This window comes from Hyunsoonleella flava (assembly GCF_004310325.1).
GTDB lineage: Bacteria > Bacteroidota > Bacteroidia > Flavobacteriales > Flavobacteriaceae > Jejuia > Jejuia flava.
Window position 1 is genome coordinate 1 of sequence record NZ_SIRT01000049.1, and the last position, 308, is coordinate 308.

At 33.8% G+C, this 308-nt stretch carries 1 protein-coding gene; it reads left to right on the plus strand.

What is annotated here, in order from left to right; translation table 11 throughout:
• Window positions 1-308: phosphoribosyl-AMP cyclohydrolase (locus EYD45_RS16600; protein ID WP_317127946.1), on the plus strand; the 308-nt coding region annotated here is incomplete at both ends.

A 308-nucleotide genomic window follows, 5' to 3' on the forward strand; every position in this document is an offset into this window, starting at 1 on the left:
AGTAACGTTTTTTAGCAGAAGCAAGCAGCGTTTGTGGACAAAGGGAGAAGAAAGCGGTAATTTTTTAAACCTATTAGATATTAAAAATGACTGTGATAATGATTCATTGTTAATTCAAGTAAATCCAGTTGGCCCCACTTGTCATACTGGTACAGATACTTGTTGGAAGGAGGAAAATAACTCGTCTTACGGATTCTTTTTAACCTTAGAAGATGTGATTGCAGAGCGTGTAGCCAATAAAGATACTACAAAATCATATGTAGCAAGTTTGTTTTCAAAAGGTATTAATAAAATTGCGCAAAAAGTAA